This window comes from Opitutus sp. sgz309028, assembly GCF_059821195.1.
Genome location: NZ_JCAMRR010000001.1, coordinates 1,358,664 through 1,382,096, shown reverse-complemented (window position 1 = coordinate 1,382,096; position 23,433 = coordinate 1,358,664). Strand labels below are relative to the sequence as shown.

The 23,433-nt window shown below is 66.0% G+C and carries 14 protein-coding genes; 1 reads left to right on the top strand and 13 read right to left on the bottom strand.

Annotation, left to right across the window (positions count from 1 at the left end; translation table 11 throughout):
• Window positions 1–47 precede the first annotated feature (47 nt).
• The 9 genes from AC6RV7_RS05285 to AC6RV7_RS05245 form a co-directional block, all read right to left on the bottom strand.
• Window positions 48–233, bottom strand: a complete 186-nt coding sequence (locus AC6RV7_RS05285) for a hypothetical protein (RefSeq protein ID WP_500092859.1) — start codon at window positions 231–233, stop codon at window positions 48–50.
• A gap of 51 nt (window positions 234–284) precedes the next feature.
• Window positions 285–2,753, bottom strand: a complete 2,469-nt coding sequence (locus AC6RV7_RS05280) for a glycosyl hydrolase 115 family protein (RefSeq protein WP_500092858.1) — start codon at window positions 2,751–2,753, stop codon at window positions 285–287.
• 80 nt (window positions 2,754–2,833) lie between these two features.
• A complete protein-coding gene (locus AC6RV7_RS05275) occupies window positions 2,834–4,252 on the bottom strand; it encodes an arylsulfatase (RefSeq protein ID WP_500092857.1) in 1,419 nt (472 codons plus the stop codon).
• A gap of 58 nt (window positions 4,253–4,310) precedes the next feature.
• On the bottom strand, window positions 4,311–6,014 hold the full coding sequence (locus AC6RV7_RS05270) for a uridine kinase family protein (RefSeq protein WP_500092856.1): 1,704 nt from the start codon (window positions 6,012–6,014) through the stop codon (window positions 4,311–4,313).
• 195 nt (window positions 6,015–6,209) lie between these two features.
• The gene (locus tag AC6RV7_RS05265) at window positions 6,210–6,590 is read right to left on the bottom strand and encodes a GxxExxY protein (RefSeq protein ID WP_500092855.1); all 381 of its coding nucleotides are present in this window, start codon (window positions 6,588–6,590) and stop codon (window positions 6,210–6,212) included.
• A 371-nt stretch (window positions 6,591–6,961) separates the two neighbouring features.
• Window positions 6,962–8,011, bottom strand: coding sequence for a glycosyl hydrolase (locus AC6RV7_RS05260; RefSeq protein ID WP_500092854.1), 1,050 nt, complete (start codon window positions 8,009–8,011; stop codon window positions 6,962–6,964).
• 88 nt (window positions 8,012–8,099) lie between these two features.
• Complete coding sequence (locus AC6RV7_RS05255) at window positions 8,100–9,347, bottom strand: glycoside hydrolase family 28 protein (RefSeq protein WP_500093009.1); 1,248 nt, start codon at window positions 9,345–9,347, stop codon at window positions 8,100–8,102.
• Between the two features lie 41 nt (window positions 9,348–9,388).
• Entirely contained in the window at window positions 9,389–10,957 is a 1,569-nt protein-coding gene (locus AC6RV7_RS05250; RefSeq protein WP_500092853.1) for an alpha-N-arabinofuranosidase, read from the bottom strand.
• A 149-nt stretch (window positions 10,958–11,106) separates the two neighbouring features.
• Window positions 11,107–13,545: a BNR-4 repeat-containing protein gene (locus tag AC6RV7_RS05245; RefSeq protein WP_500092852.1), complete on the bottom strand. Its 2,439-nt coding sequence runs from the start codon at window positions 13,543–13,545 to the stop codon at window positions 11,107–11,109.
• Between the two features lie 218 nt (window positions 13,546–13,763).
• Here AC6RV7_RS05245 and gnpA point away from each other — a divergent pair, with 218 nt between their 5' ends.
• Entirely contained in the window at window positions 13,764–15,986 is a 2,223-nt protein-coding gene (gnpA, locus tag AC6RV7_RS05240; RefSeq protein ID WP_500092851.1) for a 1,3-beta-galactosyl-N-acetylhexosamine phosphorylase, read from the top strand.
• Between the two features lie 182 nt (window positions 15,987–16,168).
• On the opposite strand, the gene araD is transcribed toward gnpA, so the two are convergent.
• From araD to araA, 4 genes are all read right to left on the bottom strand, one after another.
• On the bottom strand, window positions 16,169–16,867 hold the full coding sequence (gene araD / locus AC6RV7_RS05235; protein ID WP_500092850.1) for an L-ribulose-5-phosphate 4-epimerase AraD: 699 nt from the start codon (window positions 16,865–16,867) through the stop codon (window positions 16,169–16,171).
• A gap of 38 nt (window positions 16,868–16,905) precedes the next feature.
• The gene (locus tag AC6RV7_RS05230) at window positions 16,906–19,110 is read right to left on the bottom strand and encodes a hybrid sensor histidine kinase/response regulator (RefSeq protein ID WP_500092849.1); all 2,205 of its coding nucleotides are present in this window, start codon (window positions 19,108–19,110) and stop codon (window positions 16,906–16,908) included.
• Window positions 19,111–19,228: 118 nt separating this feature from the next.
• Window positions 19,229–21,637 (bottom strand): TonB-dependent receptor, encoded by a 2,409-nt coding sequence (locus AC6RV7_RS05225; protein WP_500092848.1) that lies wholly within the window; start codon window positions 21,635–21,637, stop codon window positions 19,229–19,231.
• Window positions 21,638–21,809: 172 nt separating this feature from the next.
• Window positions 21,810–23,330 (bottom strand): L-arabinose isomerase, encoded by a 1,521-nt coding sequence (gene araA / locus AC6RV7_RS05220; protein WP_500092847.1) that lies wholly within the window; start codon window positions 23,328–23,330, stop codon window positions 21,810–21,812.
• Between the last annotated feature and the right edge of the window lie 103 nt (window positions 23,331–23,433).

Genomic DNA, 23,433 nt, shown 5'->3' with positions numbered 1-23,433 from the left:
CTTCGCGGATCTTGCCGTTGCTCCGCACCTTCGCGCCGAGGGTTGGATCAGCGCGGCGAGCGGCCGCGGGAAATACTGGTGAGGTGCCAGAAGCCGCAGAGCGGACACCGATACGCCGTGCGTTCACGGGCAAAGCCCACCAGCGACGCGGCATCGAGCGCGTCGGCCTGCGTGCGATAGCGGCGCTTGCGGGTGCACATGCGATCGCGTTCGTCGCGGGTGGGCTGCTTCATCGGCGGTGAGTTTACGATTCCGCGCTCCGAACGAAAATCACGAAAGCGTCGTTACGGCTGCGGCGAATCGAGATCGAGGCTCAGCCGGTCGAGCACGATTCCCGGATCGAGCGCGAAGAGGCGCAGCGTGTGCGCGCCGGAGCGCGTGACGTTGAGCGAGGTCGCGGCGGTGCGGACGTTGCTCAACACCCCCTGCGCCCAGCGCGCGCTGCCATCGTCGTTGCCCAGTGTGATCACGACGGGCGGTTGGTCGTCGAGCGCGACCGCGAGTCGCTGGGACTGGCCATCGAGCGGATGCGTGGGCAGCAGCTCGAGCTCAAGGCGAAACGTGCCCGCGGCGGGAAACGTGACGATGTAGTCGAGCCGCGGCGCGCTCGCGGTGGCGTCGCCGGCGTCGACGGACGCGAACGTCGTGGGCAGCGGCGTCGCGGCCCGGCCGCTGCGGCCGAGTCCGGGCACGACGGTCCAGACGGCACCGCCGCGCGGCGCGGCCGAGACGAACTCGGCGGCGTCGAGCGTGAGACGCGTGCCGGGTGCGGACGCGGGGATGGCCGGACGCGGTTCGGCGGGCGGCGACCACGGCGCGATACGCATGGAGGCCCACTCGTTGCTGGCTGGCTCGAGCGTCATGAACCCGCGCCATTTTCCGCCGGCGAGCTCTTCGTTGAAATAGCGCGTTTCCCCGATCAGCCGGGCGTCGGCTGAACGAGCCACGTCGAGCGCGCCGCGCTCGCCGGCGAAAAAGCGTTCGTTGGCCAAGGCGGCGCCGACCACGGGATAGTAGACGAGTTCGTAAAACGCGTCCTGGCGTGACGGAGCCATCCGCGCCCGGAGCGCGGCGACGTGCGCGGAGAGCCGGGAAAACGCGGCGAGGCGCTGGTCGATTTCCGCGTCGGTGAAATTATTGAACCGGCGGGGTTCGCGCGGCAGCCACCACTGCAGGTGCTCGGGTTTGCGCGCGAAGTTGAGCACGTAGAACTCGTTCAAGATCGCCGCGATCTCCGGCGCCGAGTCGGCGCCGAATTCGCGAGCGGCCCACTCCTCCAGGAATTGCGGCAGAGTGTCGGGCTGCCAGCGACGGATGTCCCAGGCGAGTTGGAGGAAAAACTCGGTGCCGATCTCGGCGGGTTTCAGATCCCCGACATTGGCGATCCAGATCCGGTCGGCGCCGTGTTCGAACGCCTTGTGCATTTCCGTCCAGATCAGCGCCGGCGGCGTGGTGCCGAGCCACAGGTAGGAGAGCGGCCGGCCGAGATATGAAAGGTGATAGTAAACGCCGCCGCCACCGGGTCGCGTGCGCTCCGTGGGGCTGAGGAAATGGCGGATGTAGCCAAAATTGTCGTCGGGCGAGACGATCGTGACATCGTCCGGCACGCGCAGGCCCTGGCGGTAGAGATCGAGCACTTCCTTGTAGGCGCAGAACATCTGGGGCACGGCGGTGACGTCGGGCCGGACGTAGCGCGCGATCAGCGCCCGCTGGTCGGCGAACACCTGTTCGAGGACGCGGATGCGCTCCGCGTCGGTGGTCGGGCCTTGCATATTCGAATCGTGAATACCGCGCATCCCGAGCGTGTAGATGTTCTCGTAGCGGCCGTTTTCGGCGACGCGCTGTTCCCAGTAACGCAGGACGCCCGCGCGGTTCGTGACGTAGTTGTAGTCCTCCTTCGGCGCGGTCCACTCGTCGACGTTGTTGCGCAGCATCGGTTCGGCGTGCGACGACCCCATGACGATCCCGTAGGCGTCGGCGACCTCCTTGTTGCGCGGGTAATGATTGAACGCGCGCGTGGTGGGATGCATGGCGGGCCAGACGGTGTTGGCCTTCAGGCGCAGCAGAAGTTCGAACAGTCGCGCGTAGGTTTTGGGGCCGATGTCGCCGGTTTCAGGCTCCAAGGTTTTGGCGGCCCACGGCTGAAGGCCCCAGTCCTCGTCGTTGAGGAAGATGCCGCGATATTTCACCGACGGCGGACCGAAGCGACGAAACTCGCCGGGGAGCGCGAGGCGAGCGCGGGGCGGCGGTGTGACGTCGGCCCACCAATGCCAGGGCGAAACGCCGATCGCGGCGGAGATTTCGTAGAGTCCGTAGATCGCGCCGCGGCGGTCGCTGCCGGCGACGATCAGCGCGCGATCGACGCCGGGAAACGGATTTTCGACGGTCGCGAGCACAAAACTTTCCCACGCGCCGCGAAGGGCGGAAAGATCGAGCCGCCCGGAGCGGGCGAGTTGGTCGATCGCAGCGCTGTGGCCGACCACGCCGGCGAGCACCAGCTGCCGCGGCGGCGTCGTGGGCAATTCCCCGAGTAAGGCTGGCCGGGCATCCGCCACGCGGGCGATATCGCTGCGAACATCGTCGGCCGCCCGCGCGATGGCGCGATCGGTCGAGGCTTCGATCCAGAACGGAATGGCCTGCTGCTGATCGGCGAGAACGAACTCGGCGGCGGGAGGAGAGGAGGTGTCCGCGCGGGCGAGCGAGCACGCCGCGAAGGAAAACAGGAGAACGAAAACGCGACAAAAGCGGGGCATGACGCAATGAAGGAAGCGGCAAACCCGCCGCGCCGCGCGGACGAAAACGGCTGAACCGTCCGAAAACGAGACGACGCGCCTCAGCGTGCGGCGTTCAGGCGCCAGTGTTCGTTGGGCACGTGCGCGTCGTGCATGATCGCGGCGATGCGTTGCGCGACGTCGGCGTGCGCCGCGGCGACGTCTTTTGTTTCGGCGGGATCGGCGGCGAGGTCGAAGAGCTGCAGCGGCGCGTCGGGGCTTTTCAGCCGGATACCTTTCCACCGACCTTCGAGCAGGACGGCCTGGCTGACGCCGCTCTCGTAGAATTCCCAATAGAGAAACTCGTGCTGCGGTTGCGTGCCGCGGCCGAGCAGCGTCGGCACGAGGCTGATGCTGTCGCGATCAGGCGGCAGCGGCGCGCCGGCGAGATCGGCGAAAGTCGCCATCATGTCGCCGAAGTAGCCGACCTGCGCCGACACGGCGCCGGCGGGAATGCGACCGGGCCAGCGGGCGATGAACGGCACGCGGATGCCGCCTTCGGTGAGGTCGCGTTTGAGTCCGCTGAACGGCCCGCTGACGTCGAAGAACGCCGGATCGTAATCGGGGCCGCCTTCCTGGTGCGGTCCATTGTCGCTGGTGAAAATCACGAGCGTACGTTCGTCCAGACCGATGTTTTTTAGGTGCGCCATCAACTCGCCGATATCGCGGTCCATGCGCGTGACCATTTGCGCGTGATTGCGGGTGGAGTCGTTCCATGGTTCGAGCGCATACTGGCCCTGGTCGGGCACCTCATGGCCGTCGCCGAGCTCGCGGGCGCGCTCGTTGTTGGCATGCGGCGAGACGAGCGAGAGGAACAGGAAGAACGGCCGCTCGCGGTGCGCGTCGACGAACTGGCGCGCCTCGCGGGCAAAGAGGTCGCCCTCGTAGACGAGACGTTTCGTGGCGTAGCCGACGCCCTCAACCTCGCCGACCGGCACGAGGTCGTTGGGCAACTTCACCCGCTGGCCATTGCGAAAGAGGAAATTGGGGTAGTGATTGTGCGCGTGAGTCTGGTTCGTGTAGCCGAAGAAGTAATCGAAACCCTGCCGGTTCGGATCGCCGCTGGTGCCGGTTTCGCCGAGGCCCCATTTGCCGACGAGCGCGGTGGTGTATCCGGTTTTCTGTAACACCCGCGCGAGCGTGGGCTCGCCGGGGCGGAGGGTTTGTGCGGCGAGATTGCCCGCACCGGCGTTGCCGCGGACCGTCGTGTGACCCAAGTGCTGGCCGGTCATGAGAACGCTGCGCGACGGCGCGCAGACGGTGCTGCCGGCGTAAAATTGCGTGAACCGCATCCCCTCGGCGGCGAGGCGGTCGAGGTGCGGCGTGCGGATCTTCGTCTGTCCGTAGCTGCCCAGTTCGCCGTAGCCGAGATCGTCAGCGAGGATGAAGACGATGTTCGGTCGCTCAGGTGCGGCGGCGGCGGCGGAACTCAGCTGCAGGAGAATGGCGGCGAAAACGAACGGCAGGTGGAGCAGACGCATGAATCGAGGTTCGGTTCGGCGAGAGGGCGAGGCAAGGCTCGCGGGCCGTGGAGATGCCCTAAACGCCCCACACCCTGAAGTCCTTGAGGATCGAGCCGCCGATGAATTCGCGGAGAATCGAATGGTCGGGAATGAACTCGGGGTCCATCGGCGAGAACCATTCGAGAAACGCGAGCAGCCGACGGGCCTCGACATATTCCGGCGAGCGCGGGGAGATCTGGCGCAGGAGCGGTTCGGCGAGCGGGCGCAGGGCGGAGAGTTCGTAGGCGAGCGCGGAGTTGAACATCACGTGCGCGTTTTCCTGATACGGGAAAATGTGGAGCTTCTCGCCGCGGCGAACGGATTCCCAGCGGCCGATCGTGTCGTTGCCGTTGTAGCCGCGGTCGCGCGCGTCGCGGACCAGACGCCGGATGAGGCGGGTGTCGGTGGTGGAGACGCGGTTGGTGCGGTCGAGGTTCAGCTGCGTCAGCGCGGACGCGTAGATCAGGAACGACTGGGCGGCGAGCGCGGGCGGGATCAGCCGCGGATTCAGGCCGTGAATGCCTTCGAGGATGATCAGCTGGCCGGGGCCGAGCTGAGCGACGTCGCCGGGGAGTTGTTTCCCCTCTTGAAAGTTGTAGCGCGGCAGCTGCACCTCCTCGCCGGCGAGGAGCCGTTCGAGGTGCTCGCCGAGCTGGGCGAGGTGCAGGGCGTCGATCGTCTCGTAATCGAGCTTGCCCTCGGCGTCGCGCGGCGTGAACGCGCGATCGACGAAATAGTTGTCCAGCTCGAGGGTGTAGGGCGACAGCCCGAGCGTAAGCAGCTGCACGGCGAGCCGGCGCGAGAAGGTCGTCTTGCCCGACGAGGACGGTCCCGAGATCAGGACGAGTCGCGCCTGCGCGCTGCGATCGGCGATTTTGCGCGCGATCTCGGCGATCGTCTGCTCGTGCAAGGCTTCGGAAACGAGAATGACCTCGCGGCTGCGACCGGACTGGATCGCGTCGTTGAGTGCGCCGACGTGGCCGATGCCGAGCCGGTCGAGCCACGCGCCGTATTGGCGGAACGAGGCGAGGAGTTTCGGGTAACTCGTGAGCGGGGTGAGCTTGTCGGGCGAGTGCTGGCGCGGATAGCGGAGCGCGAAGCCGCCATTGATCGCAACGAGATCGAACTGCGTGAGGTAGCGCGTGGACGGCACCAGGAAGCCGTGGCGGTCGTCGATGCAGTCGCCGAGCCGGTAGAGCGTGATGGTGGGCTTGCGGCGGTAGCGCATCAGCCGCGCCTTGTCGGGCTGGTTCTGTTTTTCGAAGATCGCGATCGCTTCGGTCACGCTGACCACGAGGCGCTCGAACGGCAGGTCGAGGGCGACGAGCTGGCGCATCTCGTTTTCGAGCGTGGCGAGTTCTTCCGGCAGCAGCGGATCGCGGCCGCTGACGTTGCAAAAGTAACCGCCGGACGCGAGCGAGTGATCGATCGTGAGTGCGGCTTGCGGATACAATCGGGTGAAAGCGGTCTGCAGCAGGAACGTGAGCGAGCGCCGGTAGATGCGGGCGCCGTCGGCTTCGCCGAGTGTCACCGGCCGGATCCGCGCCTCGAGTTCGATGGGGAACGTGAGGTCGTGCAGCTCGCCGTTGACGAGCACGCCCACGAGGGCCGCGGGCAGGGTGCCGGCGATCGGCTGCAGGAGCGTTTCGGCGGTCGCGCCGCGCGGACCTTCGAGCGTGCGGCCGTCCGGCAGGTGCAGCTGGATCGTGGGGGCGGGTTCGACGAAGCGAATGTCGCTCATGGGACGCTTCCTACTTATCGTCACGTCACGCCCGAAGTCGAAGGAGAACGCTGCGCGGAATTTGCGGGAGGGGTAGGGCCCACCGGTGAACTTACCTTCGAACTCTGCGCACGCCGTGCAATCCGTGGTTTGATTCCGGAGTTTTGACCACGGAATGCACGGAGTGCACGGAATCAGAATGTGGATACCGGGTGCCTAGTTGGAGACGCGTTTGATGCCGAGGGTGGCATTTTTGAAATTCAAAAGGAGCGCGGTTTTCAGACCGGTGATATTGAGGTAGCCCAGCATCTGTGCGAGGTGAGTATCGTTGAAGGCTACGACTACTTTCGGGTCGACGATCACGGTTTCCTCAACGATCAGGTCCGGAACGAGCGTCCCGATGAGTTCACCATCGTAATGAACGGGAAACGGTTTCTGGGAATCGCAACGAAAGCCCTGCCTGGTAAGTTCGAGGACGAGGGCGCGTTCGTAGAGCTTTTCGTCGAGCCCCGGCTTAAGCGCAAAGAGCACCTTGTGCGCGGCCCCAATGATCTTCTCGGTGAGCTCGTTGAGTTTCACGTTCGGGGTTATGACCACGGAGTAGAAGAATTGGGATTCCGTGCGCTCTGTGCAATCTGTGGTTCAATTTGAGGGATAAGGGCCTCGTGGGCGGCGGAAAACGGGACCAGGTCAGAGTTTTGACCACAGAATGCACGGAATGCACGGAGTACAGAGGCTTGGATTCTGTGTGCTCCGTGCAATCTGTGGTTCAATTTGAGGGATAAGGGCCTCGCGGGCGACGGAAACGGGACCAGCTCAGAGTTTTGACCACAGAATGCACGGAATGCACGGGAGTACAGAGGCTTGGATCCGTGCGCTCTGTGCAATCTGTGGTTCAATTTCAGGAGCAGCCACAGAACTCACAGAGTGAATGGATTTGAGATCCGTGTGTTCCGTGGGCTCGGCTTTCAGCGCAGATCGACGAAGGTGGGCGTGTCGCGGTCGCAGGTGAGGCGGCCGTTGCGCTCGTGGAGTTCCACGACCTGGATCGAGCTGCGGCGCAGGTCGAGCGAGTCCTTGTCCTCGGGCTTGATCGTGCCGGCGCGGCCGGGGTGCGTGAAATAAAAACAGAAGACGCGATCGTCGCGCACGACGACGCAGGCGTGGCCGCCGTTGACACCGTCGTCAGGTCCACGACCGGGCGTGGCGAGGAGGTTTTCCTCCTGCGCGGTCCAGTGAGTGAGGTCGTCGGACCGATACACGCCGAGCCCGCGCCAGAGGTCGACGATCATCCAATAATGGTCACGCCAGCGGAAAACATACGGGCCCTCGCCAGGGCGCTCGCCCACGCCCTCGCATTTGCCCCGGTCGGTCCAAGTGACGAGGTCGGCGCTGTCGGCGTAGTAAATGGATTTGCGGTCGCGTTCGTTGTTATACCAAAGCCGCCAGCCGCCGTCCGGCAGCGGAAACACGCAGGCGTCGATCACGCGGTCGGAGGCGAGCGTCAACGGCCGCGGATTCCGCCAGGTGCGGAGGTCGGTGCTGGTGAGGTGGACGATGGCGCGCGGGTGTTGCCAGTTTTCGAATACACCCGGGACGACGGTGAGAAACATGTGATGCGTGCCGTCGGGCCCGGTGATCACGTCCGGCGCCCACAAGGTCGGCTCGGCGCCGCCCAACTCCGGCGGCAGCTCGATGTCGGCGGTGCCAAGATAGTTCCACGTGGTGCCGTGATCCGCGGACTCGGCGAGGCCGATCTTCGTGCCGTGCACCCAGGCGACACCGGAGAGGCCGGGAACGTTGGCGCGCCGGTTCGTGTAGAACATCCACCAGCGTTGCACGGTGGGATTCCAGATCACGACGGGATCCGCGGCGCCGTCGAAGACCGGGTCGCGAAAGAGCGGTTTCGGCGCGGCGAGCGGCGACGTGCGCGCGGATTCCGCGGGCGAAGCGGCGGAAGCGCTCGCAAACCCGGCGAGGATCAGGAAGGCAGAAAGGAAAAAACGGCGGAGATGCATCGGGGCGGAGGGATTGCGGGGCAGGCTGTCGCCGTTGGATGCGGATGAAAGGGGAATTCGGCTGGACTGTCCGCGGGCGGTCGGCGGCTCATGGCGACAGCGGCTGACCGTTGATCGTGACGCGCTCGATCGCGAAGCCATCGATCGGGTCGCGGCGAAACGCATCCTTCTTCAAAGTCAGTTCGATGTCGTCGAGCCGGAAGGCGGCAAACGTGTCGCCGGGGTTGCCCACGATCCGGCCGAGCTCGCCGAAATGGCCGCGGATCCGGCGCAGCGTCAAGCGCGCGACGTGGTGCGTCGGCGGGGCTTCGCCGCGAAGATCGAAGAATTGCTTCCACGGACCGATGTCGAAAACGCGTGCGCGACCGTCGAGCTGGAGGTCTTCGAACAGCAAGTCCTCGTAGCGCTGCGGCGTGTCGGAGCGGAGTTTGAGCCGCACGAGATGGGCGTCGCCGGCGACGCGGCAGCGCCGCACGGTGACGCGACGCACGACCGTTGCTTCGCTGCCGCACGTGAGCGTGCCGTGACCGGCCGCGAAATCGCAGTCCTCGATCAAGATGTCTTCGACCGGAGGGCTGTCGGTGTCGCGGTCGGCGTGTGGACCTTTCGTGCCTTTCAGCGCGATGCAGTCGTCGTTCACGGCGATGGTGCAGTGGCGGACGGTGATGCGTTGCGAGGAATCGAGATCGATGCCGTCGCTGCTGGGCGCGAGGAGCGCGGCGCCGGTGGTGGGCGCGAGGATGCGCAGATTTTCCAGGAGAGCGTCGCGGCAGCGGTAAAGGTGGAGATTCCAGAAACCGGAATTCTGCGCGGTGAAATCGCGCAGCTCGATATCGCGGCAGTCGTCGAGAAACAGGAGCCGCGGGCGCTCGACTTCGAGATTGGTGCACGCGGGATTGGCTCGGCGGCGTTCCCAGAAAGCGGTCCAGAAGACGGCGCCGTTGCCATCGATCGTGCCGGGGCCGGTGAGGCGGACGCGTTCGAGGTGTTCGCCGTTGACGAGCGCGAGCCGCCATTCGACGCGCTGGCCTTCGATGCGCGTGAGGCGCTTGGGATAGTCCTCGATGTTATCGGAGCCGAGCAGGACGGCGCCTTCGGCGAGATGAAGTTCGACGGCAGAGCGGAGGAAGATCGAGCCACTGCGAAAAACCCCGGCGGGCAGGACGACGCGACCACCGCCTTGCGCGGCGGCATCGTCGAGCGCGGACTGGATCGCGGCGGTGTCGAGTGTGCGGCCGTCGCCGGTCGCGCCGTAAGCGGTGACAAAAAAATCGCGTGCGACGGCGGAGGCCGTGCACGCGATGAAACAAAGGATCGAGCTGAGGAAAAACCGCATCACGGACGCAACGAGTCCGTGGCGCGAGGGATCGTCAAGGCTCAGAGTTCGAGGACAACGACGGATTTCGCGGGGAGCTTCACCGTGAGCGTGTCGCCGTTGAGCTGCGCGTCCTTGAACGGCGCGGGCTCGACGGTGTGCGGGGCGGCGAAGGTGTTGTGCGAGTTGACCGCCGGCGCGGTGAGCACGCGGCCCTGCGCGGACGTCGCGCGGATGCCGTCGAGCCGGCAGGCGACGGTGACGTCGGCGTTCGGGTTGGTGTTGGCGAAGGAGACGTGGACCTTGCCGGCCTTGTCGCGCGAGGCGGAAACGCTGACCGCGGGGATCCGCTCCTCGCCGACGGTGTAGTCGGGCGTGAGGAGCTGGACGGGCAGGTGGGTGGCGTCCTGGTGGACCTTGAACATCTCGAAGACGTGGTAGGTCGGCGTGAGGACCATCTTCTCGTTGTCGGTGAGGATCATCGCCTGGAGCACGTTGATCATCTGCGCGATGTTGGTCATCGAGACGCGATCGGCATGCTTGTGGAAGATGTGGAAGTTGAGCGCGGCAAGGATGGCGTCGCGGAGCGTGTTCTGCTGGTAGAGGAAGCCGGGATTGGTGCCGGGCTCGACGTCGGTCCAGATGCCCCATTCGTCGATGACGAGACCGATCTTTTTCTCGGGATCGTATTTGTTCATGACGGCGCTGTGGCGGGTGACGAGTTCGTCCATGCGCAGCGTGTTGCGAAGGGTGGCGAAGTATTCGGTTTCGCCGAACTGGGTGGCGGACCCTTTCGAGCCGCGCCAGCTGCCGCTCGGAAGCGTATAGTAATGGAGCGAAAGACCGTCCATCCGGCGGCCGACGTCGCGCATGAGGACCTCGGTCCAGTTGTAGTCCTCACCGTTCGAGCCGCAGGCGATGCGGTAGAGCGGGTTGGCGCGGTCGTAGTTTTTGACGAAGGTGTTATAGCGCCTGTATTCGTTGGCGTAATACTCGGGCGTCATGTTGCCGCCGCAGCCCCAGCTTTCGTTGCCGACGCCGAAGTATTTCACTTTCCAGGCCTTGTCGCGGCCGTTGGCGCGACGGAGATTGGCGAGCGGCGAGTCGGCGTCGGAGGTCAGGTATTCGACCCACTCCATCATTTCCTGGACGGTGCCGCTGCCGACGTTGCCGGAGATGTAGGCTTCGCAACCGAGCTGCTCGACGAGGTCCATGAACTCGTGCGTGCCGAAGTGATTGTTCTCGGTGACGCCGCCCCAGTGGGTGTTGATCATGGCGGGGCGCTTTTCGCGCGGGCCGATGCCGTCGCGCCAGTGATACTCGTCGGCGAAGCAGCCGCCCGGCCAGCGGAGGACGGGGATCTGGATCTTCTTGAGCGCGGCGACGACGTCGTTGCGGATGCCGCGGGTGTTGGGGATGGACGAGTCCGGGCCGACCCAGATGCCGCCGTAGATGCAGTGGCCGAGATGTTCGGCGAACTGGCCGTAGAGATTGCGGTTGATGACGGCGCCCGGCTGGTCGCCGCGGATCACCGCGGAGGCGGTGAGTGGCGGGGCCGCGGAGGTGGAGTTTTGGGCGAAGGCGCCGGCGGAAACGCCGAGCGCAAGCAGGGTGGAAACAAGGTATTTCATGGCGAGGTAGCGGGGAACACGGACGCGCGCGGAAACCGAAAGCGCGGTTTCGGCGCAGGGAGGAAGGAAGTGTGGGCTGCCGTCGTCGGTCCGACAAACGGCGGCCCACTTGACCGTCACCCGTCGGGGACGGCGGGCGCGCGCGGCGCTTATTTGGCGCGACCGCCGGCGAGCTGGTAAACCTCGCTGGCGGCGAGCACGAAGGCGCCGACACCGAACGGCTCCGTGTGTCGCGGGCTGAAGCCTTGCGGCGCGGCGCCGATCGGCTGCACATGCTCGAGCTTGCCCTCGGGCGTCACGCAGCTGGCGAGGGCGTTCCACGCGCGGCGGACGGCAGGTTCGACCTGGGCGCGATCGAGCAGGCCGCGGTTGAGGCCCCAGGCGAGACCGTAGGCGTAGAAGGAGCTGCCGCTGGTTTCGCGCACGTCGTGGGCAGCGGGGTCGAGCAAACCGGGCCGCCAGAGGCCGTCGGGTTGTTGCGCGGCGAGGATGGCGGCGGTCATCTCGCGATAAAGCTGCTGGTAGCGCGGGTAATCGGCGTGATCCTTCGGGAAATGATCGAGCACGCGGGCGAGGCCGGCGTAAACCCAGCCATCGCCGCGCGACCAGTAGATGGATTTCCCGTTGGGCTCGCGGAGATCGAGGTAGGATTCGTCGCGGGCGTAGAGGTGGTCCTTTTCTGAATACAGGCGGTCGGTCGTGATCCACCAGTTGCGGTTGGCGAACTCGAGATAGCGGGCGTCGCCGGTGACTTCATACATCAGCAGCCACGACATCGGCCCCATGAACAGCGCGTCGCACCACGACCAGTGGTCGAGACAATCGGGCGTGCCCCAGTCGAAGACCGCTTTGGTGGGCTCGGCGAGAATGCTGTCGAAACGGGCCTGCGACGGCGCGAGCATGCGCGGGTCGCGATCCTCGCGATAGAGCTCGAGGTAGGGTTGGATCACGCAGTGGTCGTCCGCGAAATATTTCCGATCGTGCGGCTGCCAGCCCATTTTCTCCGCCTGGGCTTTCACGCGCTCGCGATTGTGCCGGTCCGGGGAAACGCGATCGAGGGCGAGCGCGCCGATGTAGAACGGAGCGATGACCCAGTCGCGCGGATCGCGTTTATCGGGCGCGGGAAAGTTCGCCCATTGCCAATCGACGGCGCTCTGGCCGAGCCGGAGGATCGCGGCCGCGTCGAGCGCGCGCTCGAGGTCGACCGGGGGCGTGGCCTCGGCGTGGCCGGCGCCACCGCGCATCCGATCGATGGCGGGCGACCAGATGAGGCTGGCGATCGCGGCTTCGGCGGTGGACGCATGACGGTCGTCGCCGTCGCGCTGTTCGACGAATTGGGTGAGGAAGTGCGCTTGGGTGAAACGTTCCCAGGCTGGCGGATCCTCGGAGGGCTCCCAGGCGCCCACGGAGGTGGAGGTCAGGTCGCGCACGTTCCAATCGGTCTGTCCGCTGCGCAGCGTCGCGACGACCACGCGGCCGCCGCGGGCGTCGTCACGGTAAACGAGGTGCAGCGCCGCCGCCTGCCAGGTCGGATCGACAAGGAGGGCGGCGCGGGAGATCGGCGGACGTTTCGTGCCGGTGCCGGCGAGGGTAAACGCATCGGTGCGGGCCGGGCCGGCGATGACGTTCCACGCTTTGCCGTCGTGGTGGACGATGTTGAACTGCGGCGCGGCGTCGGGTTGCGCCGACCAGTAGGAACAAATATAGGGCCGGCCGGAGCGGTTGGCGGCGACGACCGGCGGATTCATCAGGTTGCTCCCGGTCGGGATGCGCAGCGCGTAATCGGCGGTCGCCGCGGTGATGGGCAACGCCAGTGGGGTGCCGTCGACGCGCGTCCAGGTGACGCCGCCGTCGGCGGAGCGGGCGTAGGCGAGGTCGTGATTGGTCGCGACATCGGGCGAATCGCGCCAGGTCCACGCGAGGTGGAGCTGGCCGCGAGCATCGACGGCCATCGACCAGTAGGGGCTGCGCCGGCCCTCGCCGTCGATGAGGTTGGGCTGCACGGCGGACCATTGTTGGGTCTCGACCGAGTAACGGTTGAGGATGAGCGACCCGCGGCCGGAGGAGCCGTCGCGATAGAGGAAAAGCAGGTCGCCATTGGGCAGGCGGTGGAATTGCGGATACGTGACGCTCGCTTCGCGCTGGCCGGTCATGGGGGATTTCGCGCCGAGTTCCAGCGAGCCGGGAGCGACGGAGCGCGCGTAGTTGAGCGCGCCATTGTGGTGATCCCACGCCACGTGCAGGAAGCCGGCACCGTCGACGGCGAGGCTGATGGCGTTGTGGGCGTCGGCGACCTGGCCGCGGTGGCCGGTCCGACGGGTTTCCCAGGTGTCGGTGCCGATCGTGCGGCGGGCGAGGATCATCTCGCCGTCGGTCGCGTAGAACGCGGCGTATTGCGTGCGGCTGTCGGTGAAGAGCGCGCTGCGGATGTTGGCGACGACGTTGACCGAACTGCCGGCGTAGGCGTTGTCTGCGATCGGCAGGACGCGGCCGATGGCGGTGGGCGTGGGCGCGGGCGAGCCGGCGTGGGAGGTGAGCGCCGGGAGCAGCGCCAGACCGAGGACGAGGGGCAAGGGGCGGAGTCGCATCGCCCTCAAGATGCAAAAATAAATCTGCGGCCGACAACCGAAACTTAAGGCACACGTTGCAGACGGATGCCGGAGTTTGCCGGACAATCCGAAGCAGGCGGGCTTCCGTCCGGGGCGGGGCGCGGTTGCGATCGGCGGTTCCCGCCACTATCCGATGAGACGCGCGACTTCCCGCGCGGATCGCCCGGGCGGCGGGCTTGCCTCACCTTACTTCCCTCATGAGCCAGACCAATTTGAAACAGGGCGATTTCACGCTGCCCGGCGAAGCCGGCTTCGAGCAGCTCACGCTGCGCCTCGCGAAAAAATGGGGCGCGGACACGATCCGCGATTCCGACGGCACGCAGCTCTCGCCCGAGATCGTCCAGGCGGGCTACGACATCTATTCCACGCTCTGCCTCGTGCGCTCGGTGCAACCGTGGGCGCGCGAAAACCGCGACAAGCTTCAGCAGAATTTCCTGATGAGCTTCCCGGTCGTCGCAGAAAAAAGCACGACGACGATCACGCTGCTCGCGGGCTATTTCACCGAGCAGTTCGAGGTGAACTTCAAGGACAGCCCGAAGCAGTGGTGGCAGGTGTTCGACCGCACGACGGGCGAGGAAGTCGCGAAGGCGAAGTGGTCGTACAACGAGAAGAAAGGCACAGTCACGATCGCGGGCACGGTGCCGGGCCACAGCTACACGGTGAACTTCCTCGCGTTTCGCATCTGGGAGGAGATCTCGATGTACAACCACCTCACCAACGACTGGGGCGATCGCGAGCACCTGGCGGCGGTGGATCCGATGCAGCCGGCGACGCAGAAGGTGCTGCTGGCGTTTCTCGAGCGCTGGCTGCGCGAGCATCCGGACACGAAGGTCGTGAGGTTCACGTCGATGTTCTACAACTTCTCGTGGTTCTGGGGCGCGGACCGCGCGACGCTGCGCGATGTGTATTCAGATTGGGGAGACTACGAGATGACGGTCAGCCCGCGCGCGCTGAAGCTCTTCGAGAAGAAATACGGCTACCGGCTCACGTCGGAGGATTTCGTCAACGGCGGCCTCTACAACTCGACCCACAACGCGCCGTCGCGCCGCTACCGCGACTACATGGATTTCATCCACGATTTCGTGATCGCGTTCGGCCGCCAGTGCATCGACCTCGTGCACCGCCACGACAAGAAGGCGTATGTGTTCTACGACGATCACTGGATCGGCGTGGAGCCGAGCAGCGCGCGCTTCCACGAGTTCGGTTTCGACGGGCTGATCAAGTGCGTGTTCAACGCGTTCGAAGTCCGGCTCTGCGCGCATGCGAAAGGCGTGAAAACGCACGAGCTGCGGCTGCACCCGTATCTGTTTCCGACGGGCCTGAAGGGCGAGCCGACGTTCAAGCAGGGCGGCAACCCGACGCTCGACGCGAAGAATTTCTGGATCGATGCCCGCCGCGGCATCGTGCGCGCGCCGATCGACCGCATCGGCCTGGGCGGCTATCTCTCGCTCGTCGAGCCGTTCCCGGATTTTCAGGATTACATCGAGGGACTCGCGCAGGAATTCCGGCTGTTGAAGTCGTTTCATGCGAGCGGCCAGCCGTGGGTGGCGCCGTTCAAGGTCGCGGTGCTGACGGCGTGGGGCGATCTGCGCGCGTGGACCTGCTCGGGGCATTTCACGCCCGGCGTGGAGCTTTACGACGTGCTCGAATCGCTCGCGGGTCTCGCGCTCGACGTGCAGTTCATCAGCTTCGACGATCTCGTCGCGAACGGCGTGCCGAAGGGCGTGAAGGTCATCCTCAACGCGGGCCGCGCCGGCTCGGCGTGGAGTGGCGGTCATTACTGGAGCGATCCGCGCGTCGAGGCGACGCTGACCGAATGGGTGCGAAAAGGCGGCGCGGTCCTCGGCATCGGTGAACCCAGCGCGCTGGCGCAGCCTGGCCGGTATTTCCGGCTCGCGCGCATGCTCGGCCTCGATCGCGACCGCGGCGAGCGCATTGCGAATGGAAAATTCAAATACACGGCGCCTGCGGGGAAGAAAGGCGTGCCGGGCCTCGCGGAGCATTTCATCACGCAGGACCTGACGGCCGCGCCGGATTTCGCGAAGGACGTCGACGGCCTTTACGTGTTCGACGCGAGCACGCAGGTGCTGGCGGAGCGCGCCGGCGAGAAGTCGCCGACCATCGCGACGCACCCGTTTGGCAAGGGCCGCAGCGTGTATTTCAGCGGGTTCAAGTTCAACTACGAGAACACGCGCCTGCTGCACCGCGCGCTGTATTGGGCCGCCGCACAGGAGGAAAACTGGGCGGCATGGAACACGACGAACGTGAAGACCGAGGCGACGTATTTCGCGAAGGTCGGGAAGCTCGTCGTGATCAACAACGCGGGCACGGACGAAGCGACGACGGTGACGCTCGGCGATGGCCGCACGAAGAAAAAGGTGAAGCTCGCCGCGCACGGCATCGCGATCCTCGACGTCTGACGCGCCCGCGAATCGCGAAAGAACGGAAGATCGGCTAAACCGAACCGAGGAGGCCCACGGAAGACACGGAAGAAAGATCGACCCGACGGGGTCATCTTCCGGCGCGAGCTGAGCCGTTTGGCACGGCGGAATTTTCCCGTGTTTTCCGTGTGTTCCGGGGGCTCTCTCGTCCCCCCGTCGCTTTACTTCTGGCCGTAGTAGGCGCCGGGGCCGTGCTTGCGCTTGAAGTGCTTGTTGAGGAGTTCGGGCTCGATCGTCGCGAGCGACGGATTCAGCTGCAGGCTCATCAACGCCATGTCGGCGATGCATTCGACGGCGACGGCGACCTCGACCGCTTTGGCGACGGTCTTGCCCCAGGTGAACGGCGCGTGGCGATTCACGAGGACGGCGGGGAAATCGTGCGGATCGAGCGTGCGCTGCGTGAAGAGCTCGACGATGACGTTGCCCGTTTCCCACTCGTAGGCGCCGCCGCCGATCTCGGTCGGCGTCATTTTGCGGGTGACGGGGATGTTGCCGTAAAAATAGTCGGCGTGCGTGGTGCCGAAGATCGGAATCTCGCGGCCGGCCTGGGCGAACGCGGTCGCGTGCGACGAATGCGTGTGCACGACGCCGCCGATCTCAGGAAACGCGAGAAACAGCCGCCGGTGCGTGGGCGTGTCGGAGGACGGCCGCAGTGCGCCTTCGACGATTTTGCCGTCGAGATCGACGAGCACCATGTCGGCGGGCTGGAGCGCGGTGTAGTCGACGCCGCTGGGCTTGATGGCGAAAATGCCCTTCGCGCGATCGATGGCGCTGGCGTTGCCGAACGTGAGATTGATCAGGCCCTCGCGCGGGAGGGCGACATTGGCTTCGTAGGCTTCGCGCTTGAGGTCTTCGAGCATGGTAAAAGCGAAACCACAAAACCGCCGGAAGCGCACGATCAGAAGTCCGGCTGCGCTTGACCGTTCAGGCCCGCGATCGGGGCGCGGGCGAGGGTCTTCTCGAGCGCGGTGAGCTGGACCGGCTTGGTGAGAAAATCGTCCATGCCGAGCGCGAGACAGCGCTCGCGCTCGCCTTTGAGTGCGTGGGCAGTGAGCGCGACGATGTAGGCGCGCGGCGAACCGGCGGATTCCTGGGCGCGAATCCGGCGCACCGCCTCGTAACCGTCCATGACGGGCATTTCGAGGTCCATCAGCAGGACGTCGAAGCGCTCGCGGCCCATCGCCGCGAGGCCTTTTTCGCCGTCGGCTGCGAAGTGGGTTTCGTGCCCGAGTTTGGCGAGAAACGCGCCGATGACCTTTTGGTTCACGAGATTATCCTCGAAGACCAGAACCTTGAACCGGCGGGAATCGGCGGCGGCTTCGGGCCGGGCGGCCGCAGGAAGGGCGGCCGGGGCGGGGTCGGCCGGGGCGGCGCGAAACGTGGCGGTGAAGACGGAGCCGCGGTCGGGCTCGCTGCGCAGGGTCAGGGCACCGCCCATGAGTTCGCAAAGCCGCCGCGTGATCGAAAGGCCGAGCCCGGTGCCGCCGAAGCGTCGCGTCATCGAGGCGTCCGCCTGGCTGAACGGCGTGAAGATCCGCTCCTGCTGCTCCGGCGCGATGCCGATCCCGGTGTCGGTCACCGCGAGCTCGATCAGGTCCGGCCCGGCGGCGCGGATTTCCAGCGCGACGCCGCCTTCGCGGGTGAACTTGATGGCGTTGCCGAGAAGGTTGGTAAGGATTTGCTGAATACGCACGGGATCCCCGACGATCCGGTGCGGCGTTCCCGGCAGGATCCGCGTGGTGAACGCGAGTTTTTTCTCGACGGCGAGGGGCTGCAGCAGGCGCTGCGTATGGCTGACGATCGTGCGCAAGTCGCAGGGGATCTGCTCAATTTCGAGCTGGTTGGCGGCGATCTTCGAGTAGTCCAGGACGTCGTTGATGATGACGAGGAGCGAGCGGGCGCTGTCGTCGACCAGGTCCAGGTATTCGCGCTGTTTCGGATCGAGGGACGTGGCCTGGAGCAGCTGGAGGAAGCCCACGACGCCGTTCATGGGCGTGCGAATCTCGTGGCTCATGGTGGCGAGGAAGCGCGACTGCGCCTGGCCGGCGGCTTCCGCGGTTTCCTTGGCGAGGCGCAGCTGGGTTTCGGTTTCCTTGCGCCGGGTGATGTCGCTCAGCACCAGCACGCGTGCGTGCGGACGGGCGTCGCCATCGCCGTCCACCGGAAACAGCGAGGCCTCGAAATCGGCGTCTCCCAGGCGGACTTCGGTGCGCTGATGGCCCGCGGAGGAAAAGAGTCCCATGAGCTCGGGTGAGTCGCCGAAAATCTCGCGAGCGCGCCGGCCGACGAGTCGCGGACGGTCGGGAGCGACGCGGACCGCCGCCTGGTTGTGATCGACGATGCGATCGTCGCTGTCGAATACGAGAATGCGGTCCTCCAGCCGCTCGATGAGCGCCGCGCGGGCGACGGGCGCGAGATTCAGCATCCGGTGCCGCAGGAGCGCGAAGGCGATGAGCGTGCTGGTGACGGGAAACAGCGCCGGTGCGTAGTTGAGGCCGGCGGGCTGGGTGACCTGGAGCAGGTGCAGCAGGTCGGCCGTCCAGCCGATGAAAGCGGCGGCGAGAAAAATCTGCCGTCCGCGCCGCTCCCATGCGCTTTGGTTTTTCCGCGGATAAAGCAGCAGAAAGATGATCGTCCAGGCGCCGTAGTTGAAGAGGTAATAGATCTGACCCCAGGGCCCGAGGCCGTTGCGCAGCACCGCGAGGCCGCTGCTGGCATCGAGCCAGAAGGAGTGCCGCAGCAGCGGATTCTGGCCGGGACCGGGCAACCACAGCAACGCCAGCGAGACCACCGGCACGAGCATGACCGCCGGGATCATCCAGCCGCGAAGCAGCGAGCGGCCGCGCGTCATCCGATGGACCATCTCGAGCCATGCCGGCGCGTAAAAACAAAGGAGGGAGCAGCGGATCTGAAACACGAGGAGCTTGTCCTCCAGCGAGGGCAGGCTGAGCTCGATTGCGTAACCGAGGGCCCAGGACGAGTTGAGCAGCAGCGCGAGGCAGAACGGCGCCGCCGTGGGCGTCCGCAGCCGGCTGCGGACGAAGAACGCCATGATCAGTTCGAAAACGGCGGAAAACAGGAAGGCGGTGATCTGCCAGGCCACGTGGGCTGTAAACGAGGGCAGGCGGGCCGGATTGCCAAGCAGGGAGATGTTCCGGCCGCCGTTTTCACGGCTGTTTCGTCGCTAGAACTGGCGGATGGCGAGCGGCTTGAGCCCAGGTTCACCACCGGCGGGTGACGTTCACGCCGAGGAGGCGCGGGGCGCCGCGGATCAACGTCGGCAGACCGAAGCTCGCCCCGATATTGCCGCCGTCGACGAGGTAATTCCGGTCGAAAAGATTGTCGGCGTAAACGGTCATCTCCCAGGCGCGGTCGAGAGAGGTCCACGTCAGGCGAAGGTTCACGACGGCGTAGCCGGACTGGCGGAGCGTTCCGCCGAGGAGGCGGTTGTCGTCATCGAAGAAATGCGGCGACTTATACTGCCAGACCGGCGTGAGCGCGAAGCGTCCCCAGCGGTCGGAACGATGCTCCACCGTCGCGCCGAACGACGCGGTGTGACGGGCCGTGAGCCGGAACGTGGAGCCGGCGTAGAGCTGCGGCGCGCCGTTGCTGCCCGTCGTGTCGAACGTGGCGTCGGTGTAGCCGTAGGTCGCGAAGGCGCTCAACGTATCCGTGATCAGGTTACGCAGCGACACCTCGGCGCCGCGGCCGGTCGCGCGACCGGCGTCGGTGATAATGAAGCGGCTGAGATTGGCCGGATCCTGAACTTGGGTTTGGAAATGGCCATAGCGGTAGAGAAACACCGCCGCGGACCACGCGAGCCGTCCGGCGAGCGCGCGGCCCTTGGCGCCGATCTCGCCGTTGACGATCGTCTCCTCGGCCGCACGCAGCGGGCCATCGGCGTTGACCAGCAGCGCGGCGGGGCGCCGGCCCCGCGAGACGCTCGCGTAGGCGTTGAGCGATTCGGTGAAAACATAGCGCGCGATCGCGCGGGCGGCCCAGCCGGAGGCGCGATCGGTGTCGGTCAGCGGGCCGGGCGTCGGCCGCGTCGCGAAGTTGGGCGCGTTGCCGAGCAGAAAGCCGAGCGTCGAAGGACTCGCGCTGCGGGGCGCGTCGTAGCCTCCGGCCTGTTTTTCAAAAGAAACGCGCGCCCCCGCGGTGAACTCCAGCCGTTCGGTAACCCGCCAGGTCCCGTCGGCGAACACGTCGAACGCGTCGAGCTCCGCGGTGTTGATCGAGCGGTCGGCGTGGAGCGGTTTCAGCGGCGCGCCGGCGAGCGTGGCCAGATTTGCGAGCGAGGGGACGAGCGCAAACGCCGCGAAACCGGTGGGGAGATGCGATTGCGGCGCGAGCGGAGACATCGCCGGGACGGCGGTGTGCGCGAGTGGCGCGGGTACGCCGGCGGCGAGCAGGCCGTCGCGGAAATTCGCCGACAGAAACGGCCAGGCCGAGCGTTCGTCGACGGACACGCCGTTCTCCTCGCGGGCGCGTTCGCGCGCGTAGGCGGCACCGACAAAACCGCTGATGCGGCGGTCGTTGTCGAAATTGAGCCGGATTTCCTGGCTGAATTGGTGACCCGTGGAGTCGTGGGCACCTTCCAGCAACGCGAACGCGGAGCCGTCGACGTCGAGCTGCTCGAACGCATCGTAGGCGCGCCATGCGGTGACGGCGTTGAGGGTCAACGTATGGGAAATCCGGTGCTCGAGCAGCGCGGTCGCGCCCCAGACCGTGCGGTCCACGCCGAGACGGGCGCCACGGGTGAGCGCGGCCGGCGTGAACGGGCTGGTGTCGCCGCCGGGCGGCGGAATGACGCTGCTCTTGAACGCGGTGCCCGCCGGCGTGTCGCGCTGGAATTCGAGCACAAGATCGACCGTCGTGGCGTCGTTCGGAAGCCAGCGCAGCGAAGGGCGAACCGCGATGGTTTCGCGGCTTTGCAGGTCGGAGCCGTCGACGCGGTTTTCGACATAACCGTCGCGGGTCTCGGCGGTGAACGCGACGCGGCCGAGCACGGAGTCGCCGGCGAGCGGTGCGTTGACGAAGCCCGCCGCGTGGCGGCGATCGTAGTTGCCGGCGCCGAGAGTGAGCGCGGCTTCGCGGAGGGCGGACGGCTTGCGGGAGATCAGCGAGATCGCGCCGGCGCCGGCGCTGCGGCCGAAGAGCGTGCCCTGCGGGCCTTTCAGCACCTCCACGCGTTCCAGATCGAAGAGTTCGGTGGCGCTGCCCGGCGTGCGGCTGATCGCGACGCCGTTTTGAAAGATCGAGATGCGGGCGTCCTGGCGCGGATCGGTGGTGTCGGAGCCGACGCCGCGGAGATTGATGCTGGGATTATCCGGACTTTGCGCGGAAACGAAAAGCCCCGGCACGAGCGGCGCGAGATCCTCGTAGCGTGTGACGCCGAGCGTTTCGAGAAACGAACCCGTGTAGGCGGTGATGGCGATCGGCACCTCCTCGATCGATTGCCCGCGCTTTTGGGCGGTGACGACGAGCGGATCGAGTTGGGCGGGGGGAGCTTCGGCGGCGGTGGATGCGGCCGGCAAAACGGCGAGGGAAAACGCAACGGCGAAGCGGAAGGGTGAATACGGGCGGCCCATGAACGGCGAAAAAGAAAGATCCGCCCATGGCTGGGTCAATGGATGAAAATTTGCAGAAACTCTGGCGCGGGTTCGGTTCTTTCGAGGCCGACGGTCGGCCGAAAACAAAAAGCGCCGCCTCTTGGGGGCGGCGCTCGTGAAAGAATCAGACGTTGTGCGCTTTTCTGTAGGACGGGGTCAGGAGACCCGCCCTACGACTCATCGTTGGCCGTTATACGCGGATGCCTTGCGCGAGGTGGTAATAGACCTCGTTGTTGCGGAGGTTTTGGCGGAAGTCGGCGAGGCGGGTGTCGGCGTTGATCAACGCGAGCTCGATCCCGGCGATGTTGGCGAAATCCTCGAGCATCTCGGAGGTCACGCTGTAGCTGTAACCCGTGTGATGCGCGCCGCCCGCGTAGATCCAGGCCGCACAGGCGGTCTTGAAATCGGGCGCGCATTCCCAGACCGCGCGGGCGACGGGGAGCTTCGGCAGCTTGGGCGTCTTCACGGCCTTGACCTCGTTGACGATCAGGCGGAAGCGGTTGCCGAGGTCGACGAGCGACGCATTCAGCGCGGGGCCGGTCGCGGCGTCGAAGACGATGCGGACCGGGTCTTCCTTGCCGCCGATGCCGAGCGGGTGGACTTCGACGGTCGGTTTCGTCGCGGCGATCGTCGGGCAGACCTCGAGCATGTGCGCGCCGAGCACCTGGTGGCCCTTCGGCGACATGTGATACGTGTAGTCCTCCATGAAGGACGTGCCGCCGGGCAGGCCTTCGCCCATGACCTTCATCGCGCGGAGCAGCGCGGCGGTTTTCCAGTCGCCCTCGGCGCCGAAACCATAGCCATCCGCCATCAGGCGCTGCACGGCGAGACCGGGCAACTGGCGCAAGCCATGAAGATCCTCGAACGTGGTGGTGAACCCCTTGAAACCGCCCTCCTCGAGAAACGCGCGCAGGCCGAGCTCGAGTCGCGCCGCGTAGCGGAGCGAGTCGTGGCGCTTGCCGCCGCGGCGGAGTTCTTTCGCGACCGCGTAAGCCTTTTCGTAAACGGCGCAGAGATCGTCGATGTGGCGATCGTGGATGCCGACGTCGGCGGTTTTGGCGACGAGATCGCCCACGCCATAACCATTCGTCGAGAAACCGAAACGCAGCTCCGACGCGACCTTGTCGCCCTCGGTGACGGCGACGTAGCGCATGTTGTCGCCGAAGCGGGCGAACTTCGCGCCCTGCCAGTCGTGCCAGGCGCGGGCGGCGCGCACCCAGGCGCCGAGCCGCTCGTGCACGTCGGGATCGGACCAGTGGCCGACGACGACCTTGCGATTGATCCGCAGGCGCGTGTGGAGGAACCCGGCCTCGCGGTCGCCGTGCGCCGCCTGGTTCAGGTTCATGAAATCCATGTCGATCTCACCCCACGGCAGGTCGCGGTTGAACTGCGTGTGCAGGTGGCAGAACGGCTTCTTCAACGCACTCAGGCCGCGGATCCACATCTTCGCCGGGGAGAACGTGTGCATCCACAGGATGAGGCCGGCACAATTCGTGTCGGCGTCGGCTTCCTGGCAAAGCTTCGTAATCTCGTCGGGCGTCGTGAGGAGCGCCTTGTAGACGATCTTCAACGGGATCTTCTTCGAGGCGGCCAGGCCGGCGGCGACCTTCTGCGCGTTGTCGGCGACCTGCTGGAGCGGGCCCGGGCCATAAAGGTGCTGCGAGCCGCAGACGAACCAGATTTGGGGTTCAGACAAGTTGACGAGAGGCATGGGCGAGGACGTTCGAGTTGAGGGTTGAGAGTTGAGGGATGAGAGCTGAACGCACGAAGACGGAAAGGGGCGGCTCGTGGGGCCTTTCTCGTCTTCGCGCGCC